Source organism: Providencia sp. JGM181 (genome assembly GCF_018257375.1).
Lineage (GTDB): Bacteria > Pseudomonadota > Gammaproteobacteria > Enterobacterales > Enterobacteriaceae > Providencia > Providencia lanzhouensis.
Window position 1 is genome coordinate 1 of sequence record NZ_JAERJY010000127.1, and the last position, 10723, is coordinate 10723.

The 10723-nt window shown below is 47.3% G+C and carries 8 protein-coding genes; 7 read left to right on the forward strand and 1 reads right to left on the reverse strand.

The genetic code is table 11. The features are described from left to right. The first annotated feature begins 239 nt into the window (after positions 1-239). From hutU to JK188_RS14115, 7 genes are all read left to right on the forward strand, one after another. Positions 240-1907: a urocanate hydratase gene (hutU, locus tag JK188_RS14085; protein ID WP_211887330.1), complete on the forward strand. Its 1668-nt coding sequence runs from the start codon at positions 240-242 to the stop codon at positions 1905-1907. 57 nt (positions 1908-1964) lie between these two features. Beyond that, positions 1965-3161, forward strand: a complete 1197-nt coding sequence (locus tag JK188_RS14090) for a CaiB/BaiF CoA transferase family protein (protein WP_211887332.1) — start codon at positions 1965-1967, stop codon at positions 3159-3161. Further along, positions 3158-4294: an acyl-CoA dehydrogenase family protein gene (locus tag JK188_RS14095; RefSeq protein WP_211887334.1), complete on the forward strand. Its 1137-nt coding sequence runs from the start codon at positions 3158-3160 to the stop codon at positions 4292-4294. The genes JK188_RS14090 and JK188_RS14095 overlap by 4 nt, the downstream gene beginning before the upstream one ends. 282 nt (positions 4295-4576) lie before the next feature. Next, positions 4577-6016, forward strand: coding sequence for a purine-cytosine permease family protein (locus tag JK188_RS14100; protein WP_036956031.1), 1440 nt, complete (start codon positions 4577-4579; stop codon positions 6014-6016). Between the two features lie 138 nt (positions 6017-6154). Further along, positions 6155-6910 carry an electron transfer flavoprotein subunit beta/FixA family protein gene (locus JK188_RS14105; protein WP_211887335.1) on the forward strand — a complete coding sequence of 252 codons (756 nt, stop codon included), beginning with the start codon at positions 6155-6157 and terminating at the stop codon, positions 6908-6910. A 14-nt stretch (positions 6911-6924) separates the two neighbouring features. Continuing rightward, positions 6925-7875 (forward strand): electron transfer flavoprotein subunit alpha/FixB family protein, encoded by a 951-nt coding sequence (locus JK188_RS14110; RefSeq protein ID WP_211887336.1) that lies wholly within the window; start codon positions 6925-6927, stop codon positions 7873-7875. 11 nt (positions 7876-7886) lie between these two features. Next, positions 7887-9569 (forward strand): electron transfer flavoprotein-ubiquinone oxidoreductase, encoded by a 1683-nt coding sequence (locus JK188_RS14115; RefSeq protein WP_211887337.1) that lies wholly within the window; start codon positions 7887-7889, stop codon positions 9567-9569. A 184-nt stretch (positions 9570-9753) separates the two neighbouring features. On the opposite strand, the gene JK188_RS14120 is transcribed toward JK188_RS14115, so the two are convergent. Then, on the reverse strand, positions 9754-10467 hold the full coding sequence (locus JK188_RS14120; RefSeq protein WP_211887338.1) for a UTRA domain-containing protein: 714 nt from the start codon (positions 10465-10467) through the stop codon (positions 9754-9756). Positions 10468-10723: the final 256 nt, after the last annotated feature.

Here is a 10723-nt window from a genome sequence, read left to right on the forward strand (position 1 = left end):
ATTTCAATGTATATACTTTGTGAATTAAATGTATATATATTTAATTATCAACTAAGCAAACAGGGCAAAAAAGATCATTTTCAATCGTTCTTTGTTTTTATTTAACAAATTGATTTGAATGTTAAATTTAAAGATTCTCACGGTGTGAGAATGATCTGGCAGCCACTAACTCAACAATGATAAATAACCGAAATTGTTAATTTTGCGTTAAATCGATTTGATGGATAGGGGATTAAAGAATGTTAAACCGTACAGATTCAACGCGTGTGATCCGTGCCCCGCACGGTAGCCAAAAGAGCTGCAAAAGCTGGCTGACTGAAGCCGTCTACCGCATGATCCAAAATAACTTAGATCCAGATGTTGCTGAACATCCGCAAAGCCTCGTTGTTTATGGTGGGATTGGCCGTGCAGCCCGTGACTGGGAATGTTACGACAAGATTTTAGATGTCTTAAAAACCCTCGAAGACGATCAAACATTGCTGGTGCAATCCGGTAAACCAGTCGGAGTGTTCCCAACTCATGTAGACGCGCCACGCGTTTTAATTGCTAACTCAAACATTGTTCCTCACTGGGCAAATTGGGATCATTTCAACGAATTAGATCGCAAAGGCTTGATGATGTACGGGCAAATGACCGCTGGCTCATGGATCTACATCGGTTCACAAGGGATTGTGCAAGGTACCTATGAAACCTTCGTTTCTCTAGCAAAACAGCATTTTAACGGCAACCCAGTAGGGCGTTGGATCCTAACTGGCGGCTTAGGCGGTATGGGGGGAGCGCAGCCTTTAGCGGCCACCATGGCTGGCTTTAGCATGATTGCGGTTGAGTGTGATGAAAGCCGTATCGATTTTCGTTTAAGAACTCGTTATGTAGACAAAAAAGCGACTTCGCTCGATGAAGCGTTGGGTTATATCGAAGAAGCCAAAGCGAGCGGTAAGCCAGTCTCCGTGGGCTTATTAGGCAATGCGGCGGATGTATATAGCGAGTTAGTCAAACGCAATATCACGCCAGATTCAGTTACCGATCAAACCAGCGCTCATGACCCTGTCCACGGCTATCTGCCACAAGGTTGGACGTTAGCTCAATGGCGTGACAAGCAAGAAACTGCGCCAGCTGAAGTGACGAAAGCCGCGAAGAAAAGCATGGCAGTGCAGGTAGATGCCATGCTGCAAATGCAAAAACGTGGCTCAGCCGCGTTCGACTACGGCAACAACATTCGCCAAATGGCCAAAGATGAAGGTGTGAATAATGCTTTTGATTTCCCAGGATTTGTGCCTGCATATATTCGTCCACTGTTCTGCGAAGGGATTGGTCCATTCCGTTGGGTAGCACTGTCTGGCGACCCAGAAGATATCTACAAAACAGACCAAAAAGTCAAAGAGCTGATCCCTGATGATAAACATCTCCATAACTGGCTGGATATGGCGCGCGAGCGTATTGCATTCCAAGGTTTACCGGCACGTATTTGCTGGGTGGGACTGAAAGACAGGGAAAGATTGGGGCGCGCGTTTAACGAAATGGTGAAAAATGGGGAGCTAAAAGGCCCTATCGTGATTGGGCGTGACCATCTTGATTCTGGCTCGGTTGCTAGCCCACATCGTGAAACCGAATCCATGAAAGATGGTTCTGATGCCGTCTCTGACTGGCCATTACTCAATGCGCTGCTGAACACCGCAGGCGGGGCAACGTGGGTGAGCTTGCATCACGGCGGCGGCGTTGGAATGGGCTTCTCACAACATGCGGGCGTGGTGATTGTGTGTGATGGCACCGATGCGGCGGATAAACGTCTTGCTCGCGTCCTGCATAACGACCCTGCAACTGGGGTGATGCGTCATGCGGATGCCGGTTATGACATCGCGATTAATTGCGCGAAGCAGCAAGGTCTTAACTTACCAATGGTCAAGTAATGTCGAATGCCGGCTCTATGGAGTCGGCACCTTTTAGCCTCACATAAGGAATTCACGATGAATGCGGCAATGACTCAAAAACCACACGGACCGCTGGCTGGGATCAAAGTGATTGATTTAAGCCGTGTGCTCGCAGGGCCTTACTGCACGGGTATGATGGCAGACTTGGGCGCAGAAGTGATCAAAATCGAAGTGCCTGATCATGGTGATGATAGCCGTCATCTTGGTCCTTTTATTGACGGTGAAAGTGTTTATTACGGGCTGATCAATCGCGGAAAACGCAGCATTGAGTTAGATCTTAAAGACGATGGCGATCGTCAGATTTTATTTCAATTGATCAAAGAGAGTGATGTGGTGGTGGAGAACTTCCGCCCCGGTGTCACCAAGCGTCTTGGGATCGATTTCGACAGCGTTAAACAGCTTAATCCCAACATTATCTACGCCAGCATTTCAGGATTTGGGCAAAACAGCCCCCTTGCGAGCTACCCAGCTTATGACATTGTGGCACAGGCTATGTCTGGGTTGATGAGCGTGACAGGTTCCCCTGAGTCGGGTCCTACGCGCAGCGGTGAATCCATCGGGGATGTCTGTGCGGGCGTATTTGCCTCATGGGCGATTAGCAGCGCACTGTTTGCTCGCGAACGTCATGGTGAAGGCGCGCAATATTTGGATGTTGCCATGGTGGATGTGCTGCTCAGTATGCAGCTTACTGGACTATCTAATTTATTTGCCAATGGTAAAGCACCAAGTTTAGTGGGTAATCGTCACCCTGTTTCAACGCCATTTGATACCTACCAAGCAAAAGATGGCTTGGTGGTGATTGCGATTGCCAGTGAAAAACTGTTCCAACGTTTCTGTGAATGTATGGGGAAACCGGAGCTATCCCAAGATGCGCGTTACTTGAGCGACCCAGTTCGTACGATCAACCAAGCGGCGCTACGCCAAGAAATTGAAAGTTGGACAGGAACAAAGCGTGTTGAGGAAGTGTGTGACTTACTGCTGAATGCCGGGGTTCCAGCTTCACCGATTCACAACTTACAACAAGCAACGCAAAGCGAGCATGCCGAAGTTCGTCAGGTACTAACCCACTTAAATGATGGTGGTACCCCTCTGATTTCCCAGCCGGTTTTCTTTAATGGTGTGAAACCGAAAGTCACCCAAAGAGCGCCTGTTCTTGGGGAAGGCAATGAATGCTATAAATCGGCAGCTACTACCATAACCACAACAATAAAAAGCGCGGAGACGATGCAATGAGTTTTGATATTAATGAAACCGAATACGCCATTGTAGAGGCCGTTGAAAAAGTGTGTCGCGATATTCTGCAAGCGAACGCTCAACGTTATGATGAAGAAGAAATTTTCTGTGCGGAAAGCTTAACCGCACTGGGTGAAATGGGCTGCTGGGGAATCAACTTACCGGAGCAATATGGTGGTTTTGGCATTGGCAGTATTGCCATGAGCATGATTGTTGAAGCAGTGGCGGCTGCCTGCGCCTCGACATCATCCTCATTGACCGCTCATTTCTTAGCGACTGATTCTATCCTGATTGGCGGAACAGAAGAGCAAAAAAATTATTGGTTACCTAAAGCCGCAAGCGGTGAATTACTCGGCGCATTTGGATTAACAGAGCCCGCCGCAGGTTCAAACCCCGCGGATATGCGCACGACAGCAACCCGTGAAAATGGCGGTTGGCGCATTCGCGGTAACAAACACTATATTACCAATGCCAAAGAAGCGGATTTTATTGTGCTGTACGCCAAAACAGATGTTGAAGCAGGCGCTCGTGGCATTAGCGCGTTTATGATCCCGAAAGGAACAGAAGGTGTGGCATTTTCTCACCCAGAAAAAACCATGGGGTTGCGTGGTAGCACTATCTATGAATTAGCACTCAACTGCTGGTTACCTGAATCGGCATTACTGGGAGAAGAGGGCAAAGGGTTCCATACGGCGATGGAAGTGCTGGATAAAGGTCGTGTGGAAGTGGCGGCAACGTCATTGGGGATCGCTCGTGCAGCCATGGAAAGCACATTAGGCTGGGTGAAAGAGCGTCAAATTGGCAAGAAGCCGCTGGCGGCTTATCAAGGAACGCAATGGAAACTTGCTGATATGCACACGCAGCTGGAAGCCGCGCGTATGCTGACATGGAACGCGGCTGAGCTGCGCGATTCTGGGCAGCGTTTTAGTTTGCAATCAGCCACTGCAAAATTGTTTGCGGCGGAATGCGCAGGTTTTGTGACTGATGCCGCGCTGCAATTGCATGGGGGGTATGGTTATATTCGCGATCTACCCCTAGAGCGCTATGTACGAGATGCCCGTATTTTGCGTATCTTTGAAGGGACATCAGAAATTCAAAAAATTATTATTTCGCGCGCCGTTCTCGACGCTTAATTTTGATGAGTTCGACCCGATAGGTAAGACAGGACTTATCGGGGTTTTTCCAGCTATGAGTATCTAAGCAATAACAGGAGCACTACCCTGACAACAGGATCATGGACTTAAAAACACAACAACAATCAGGTTTAAGAATGTATTTCAATTATTAATGACGGGTAGATAAAACAATAACATACCTGCATCACGTCAAATGTCTGTGCTCACAACATAGAGAATTCATTGCTGACGACTAATTGGCTCATTCTTTAAGCCAGCCTTGCTTAAAGAGGAATTACCATGACAGTTTCCAACGATATCATCGGGCAAAAGCAGTCTCGCCAAGATAATGTTCCGCTTATCGAAGCACGTTCCATTGACTATATTCCTGAATCTGAGCGACACGGGACGTTGTCGAGCCAATTCACGTTGTGGTTTGGAGCTAACTTACAAATCACCGCAATTGTCACCGGTGCCTTAGCGGTTGTACTGGGGGGCGATGTTTTTTGGTCGTTGATTGGCTTGTTTATCGGTCAATTATTGGGGGGCGCGGTTATGGCGCTCCATGCTGTACAAGGCCCGAAACTGGGTCTACCGCAAATGATCTCCAGCCGCGTGCAGTTTGGGGTTTATGGTGCCGTTATCCCGATTTTATTGGTCTGTATGATGTACGTCGGGTTCTCTGCCAGTGGGACAGTATTGGCGGGGCAGGCTGTGGGACAATTACTGAATGTCAGTGATTGGATGGGGATCGTGATTTTCGGGATTGTGATCATCGGTATCACTATCTGCGGTTACCGCATCATCCATATTCTCGGTAAAGTGGCGAGTGTCGTCGGCGTTATCGCCTTCTTCTATCTATTCTTCCGTCTGTTCTATATGAATGATGTTTCGGTGTTATTAGAGAATCGTCATTTCAGCTGGACGAATTTCCTATTAGCTATGTCGCTGTCGGCTTCTTGGCAGATTGCATTTGGTCCTTATGTGGCGGATTACTCCCGTTATTTACCCACCAAAACCCCAACCATCAAAGCGTTTTTAGCGGTGGGTTCAGGGACAGTGATCGGGACTCAAGCCTCGATGATCCTAGGGGTATTTGCGGCAGCGCTTGCTGGCAATCAATTTGCGGGTCATGAAGTTTCCTACATTGTTGGCTTAGGCAGCACGGGCTTAATTGCAGCGCTGCTGTATATCAGTATTTTCTTTGGCAAAGTGACGATTACGGCTCTGAATGCTTACGGTAGTTTCATGTCGATGGCGGCGATTTGGTGTGGTTTCCGTGGTAAACACCAGATTTCCCGTGGTCAGCGTCTGTTCTTTATTATCCTCATGGTGAGCTTTTCGACGGCGTTAGGTCTGGCTGGGCAACACTCATTCTTAAAACTGTTCTCGGCTTTCTTGCTGTTCTTATTAGCGTTCTTTACGCCATGGAGTGCGATTAACTTAGTGGATTACTACTGGGTGACGAAAGGTCGCTACGATGTTCCGCAATTATCCAACCCGAATGGACGTTATGGTCGCTGGAACAAAGTGGGGATCATTACCTATGTGGTTGGCGTATTGATCCAAATGCCATTTATTGCCACCGGTTTCTACACCGGACCTCTGGTTGATAGCTTGGGCGGCGTGGATATTTCGTGGATCGTCGGTTTAGTTGCCACCAGTATCATCTACTATGTCGCGGTAAAAATTTGGCCAATGTCAGTGGCGCCAAGCCTGATATTGCCAGAAACCAAATAAGGTTTATTTCTTAGGTAACATATTAATTTTCCAACGATAAAAATAGTCAGTGATGGCGTCCTAGCAGTGAAAATATTCACTGCTATGGGCTCCCTCAACTCAAAAATAGCCGTAACAAAGTACGCGATAGGAGTAGTTATGAAAATTTTAGTCGCAGTAAAACGGGTGATTGACCATAACGTTAAAGTGCGGGTTAAAGCCGATGGCTCGGGAGTGGAGCTGACGAATGTCAAAATGGCGATGAACCCCTTTGATGAGATTGCGGTAGAAGAGGCGGTACGTTTAAAAGAAGCAGGCAAAGTCACTGAAGTGGTGGCGGTCTCCATCGGTGAAGCCACGGCGCAAGATACGCTGCGTAGTGCGATGGCAATTGGGGCTGACCGAGCCATTTTGATTCAAAAACCCACCGAGATGGCACTAGAGCCGCTGGATATTGCCCGCCTTTTACAGCAGGTGGTGAGTCAGGAGCAACCGGATTTAATTTTACTCGGCAAGCAAGCCATTGATGATGATTGCAACCAAACTGGGCAGATGCTTGCGGCACTATTGGGTTGTGCGCAAGCCACCTTTGCTTCGCACATTATAGTCGAGGGGGAGAAGCTGCAAGTCACTCGCGAAATCGATGGTGGCTTAGAAACCTTATCTATGGGATTGCCTGCGATTGTGACCACAGACTTGCGCTTAAATGAGCCTCGCTATGCCACATTACCTAACATCATGAAGGCAAAGAAAAAACCATTAGACATCATCGATATTTCTACACTGAATTTTAGCCCATTAGGGCAAGTAAAAATCGTCAACGTGACTGAGCCGAAAAAGCGTTCTGGGCAGTGCACCATGTTGAATGATGCCACCACGTTAGTGGCTGAACTGCAAGCTAAAGAAGTGATTTAACAGGGAGCCTGAACATGAGCCAATTATCCGTTTTAGTCGTTGTTGAGCACGATAACCAAACCATTAAATCTTCAACCTATAACAGCATAACGGCGGCACGCGAAATCATTGCACAGGGCGGAAGCCTGCATGTGCTGGTGGCGGGAAGCCAAGTGGCTGCGGTGGCACAATCCGCGGCATCTATTCTCGGGGTCGAAAAGGTCATCACCGTCGATGCCGAACCGCTCAAAAATGCGCTGGCGGAATCCATGACGAGCGCGGTGGTTGCCGTGGCGCAGGGCTATAGCCACATTATCTTCCCAGCGACCACATTTGGTAAAAATATTGCCCCTCGCGTTGCCGCTACGCTGGGTGTTTCTCAGATTTCGGATATTACCCAAGTGGTGGATGCACAAACATTTGTCCGCCCAATTTATGCCGGAAATGCGCTGGCAACGGTGCAAAACAATGGTAATCAAGTGGTGATCACCGTACGTAGCTCAGCATTTTCAGGGGCGACTGCAACCCAATCACCGGTGGTGATAGAACCCGTTTCTGTTACGCAGTTAACTCAACTTTCGGAGCTGACTAGCCAGTCATTAACTCAGATGAGCCGTGCGGAATTAAGTTCTGCCAAAGTGGTGATTTCGGGAGGGCGTGGTTTAAGTTCCGGTGATAATTTTGCCTTACTGGAAACCATCGCCGACAAATTAGGGGCTGCGGTGGGGGCATCTCGCGCGGCAGTGGATGCAGGGTATGTGCCAAATGATTACCAAGTAGGACAAACAGGCAAGATCGTCGCGCCAGATCTGTATATTGCGGTTGGGATCTCCGGTGCCATTCAGCATATTGCGGGGATGAAAGAGAGCAAAGTGATCGTCGCAATTAACAGCGATCCTGAAGCACCTATTTTCCAAGTGGCTGACTACGGCATTGTGGGGGATCTGTTTGAGATCTTACCTGAATTCGATAAAGCGCTGGCGTAGGAGAGAGCAAAATGACTATCGACAATAGTGCGAATGTTTCGGCGTCTTGTGCGCGAGAATCCATGGAGTTTGATGTCCTGATTGTCGGTGGTGGGCCCGCAGGATTATCGGCGGCAATTCGCATTAAACAACTCTCGTTACAAACAGACCGGGAGCTCAGCGTTTGCTTAATTGATAAAGGCGCCGAAGTCGGGGCGCATATTTTATCGGGTGCAGTGATCGATCCCCGTGGACTGAATGAGTTATTACCCGACTGGCAGCAAACCGTTTCGGCCTCACTTACTGCCGTCAGTGAAGATCGTTTTTTATGGCTCAAAGAAAATAAAACCAGCAAGTTGCCATTATCTTTGTTACCTACTTGCCTGAAAAACCACGGTAATGTGATTGGCAGCCTTGGGCAAGTCAGCGCAGCACTTGCAGTAGAAGCGGAGCAACTTGGTGTTGATATTTTCCCAGGGTTTGCGGCTACCGAAATCCTTTTTGATGATGCGGAGCAGGTTATTGGCGTCACCACGGGCGATATGGGGCTAGACAAACAGGGCAATCCGACGGCCATGTATCAAGCGGGTATGAACCTGTTAGCCAAAATGACTTTTTTTGCGGAAGGATGCCGAGGGCAGCTGGGGAAACAGTTAATTGCCCACTTCGATTTAGCGGCAAACCGCGGTAAACAGACTTATGGACTGGGCCTCAAAGAAATTTGGCAAATTCCCAAAGAGCAGCATCAAGCGGGGCTAGTGGTGCATTCAATCGGCTGGCCGCTGGATAACCAAACCTATGGGGGCGGGTTCGCTTACCACTATGGGGAAAACTTGGTCGCTGTAGGGCTGGTGGTGGGGCTAAATTATGAAAATCCCTATTTATCCCCATTTGATGAATTCCAGCGTTTGAAAACTCATCCTGCCTTCAGTGCTTTTTTGCAAGGGGGTGAGCGGGTGAGTTATGGGGCGCGTACTATGGTGGCTGGGGGGTTACCCGCATTACCAGAGTTAAGCTTCCCCGGCGGTGCCTTAATTGGAGATGATGCAGGCTTTTTAAATGCTGCGCGCATTAAAGGTAGTCACTGCGCGGTGAAAAGCGGCATGTTAGCGGCGGAGGCTTTATTTGAATCGTTCGCCGAGGATGTCGTCGATTACGCGGAATTTACCCGCCAATTTCAGCAAAAATTCGAACAAAGCTGGTTGTATAACGAGCTTTATCAGACCCGTAATTTCAAGCCGTATATGAAAAAAGGGTTAGTGATGGGGTCATTGATGTTCGGCGCAGAGCAATGGCTATTTAAGGGGCGTAGCCCTTGGACGCTGAAGCTCAAACTGGATGACCACCAAGGGCTTAGACCTGCCAGTGAATTTCAGCCGATCCACTACCCAAAACCGGATGGCAAGTTGTCATTTGATAAACCTTCCTCGGTGTTTTTATCCAATACAAACCATGCGGAAGAGCAGCCTTGTCACTTACGTTTAAAAGATAATGAAATTCCTATTCGCGTGAATTTATCCACTTATGCTTCACCGGAAACGCGATATTGCCCTGCGGGGGTATACGAAATAGTGAGTGAGCAGATGCAGGAGAAACTGCAAATAAATGCACAGAACTGCCTGCATTGCAAAGCGTGTGATATTAAAGATCCTCTGCAAAATATTACGTGGACAGCACCTCAAGGGGGAGAAGGACCTATTTATCAAGGCATGTAGTTTATTGTGACGATATCGTTTGTTGTGATGTTGATGTGTTGATACCTGACGTAATGTCTGTGATGTGGAGATTCTCGAACGGTATTTTAGTTGTTTATCAGTCGTTTTGGGGCCAGAGTGCCCCATTTTTTATGCTTGTTTTATCTGATAACAGCTTTATTTGATGACAGCTTAGCGCTGAAGATTAATTTTCAATGCGGGAATGTAATTTCAATTTATAGCGTGAGCCTGCGCTGATCATATTGACATAGCTGATCAACGTGCTGCCTGTCCATGTGCGACGGCTTAGTTGCAAACAAGGGGCATGTTCTTTGATGGATAAGGCTTGAGCGATAGGCTTATTGGCTAAAATTGCTTCAATGGTGTGCTCCATTTCACTGACTGGGAAATGGCGCTGTAAATAGCCGCTTGGGGTTTCACTATTGCCAAAATGCTGCTGAACAAATTCAGGGGCAATTCCATGATTTACATAGCGTTCTTCTAGCATCAGGGGAATGTCATTTTCAAAATGCAGCATTTTGCAGTAGCCAATATCGCTGCCTTCTGTGACACCAAGTTGTAGGGCAATTTCTGCGGTGGCAGGGATGATTTTTAGCTGTAACTGGTGGCCTGCATATTTATTCCCACTAACTGAAATTTCATCAAAAATATCAAAGGCTTTAGTGACAGGAAGCTCATGCTTTTGAGTGGCGACAAACGTCCCTTTTCCTGCAATCCGATTTAAGATGCCTTTTTGACTGAGTTCAGAAATCGCTTTATTTACCGTCATACGGCTAACATTAAACTGGGCACATAACTCAAGTTCAGTGGGGATCTGAGTCTCAGGTTTGAAAATCCCTAAATCAATACTCCGCAGAATGTAAGATTGAATTTGCTTGTAGGCCGGTTTTGATGTCATCGCGTTTATTCAAATTTGTGGTTAACGGTAGGGATAAAATAACGGTTTCTTGGGAATGTAATGTATTCAAAATAACTCATCTGCGCCAGTCTAGCAGTAATTATTTCCTTTACTAGAGCCTGGTTGCATTTTAAGAGTAAAACAGGCATTTATCAGCTTTTAACTGATATAGCTTTGAATCTGTAATTATCTGAATTGTTCTATTATAGGGTAAGTTTAACTAGGGTAATATACCTTTATTTATTATCATAATGTT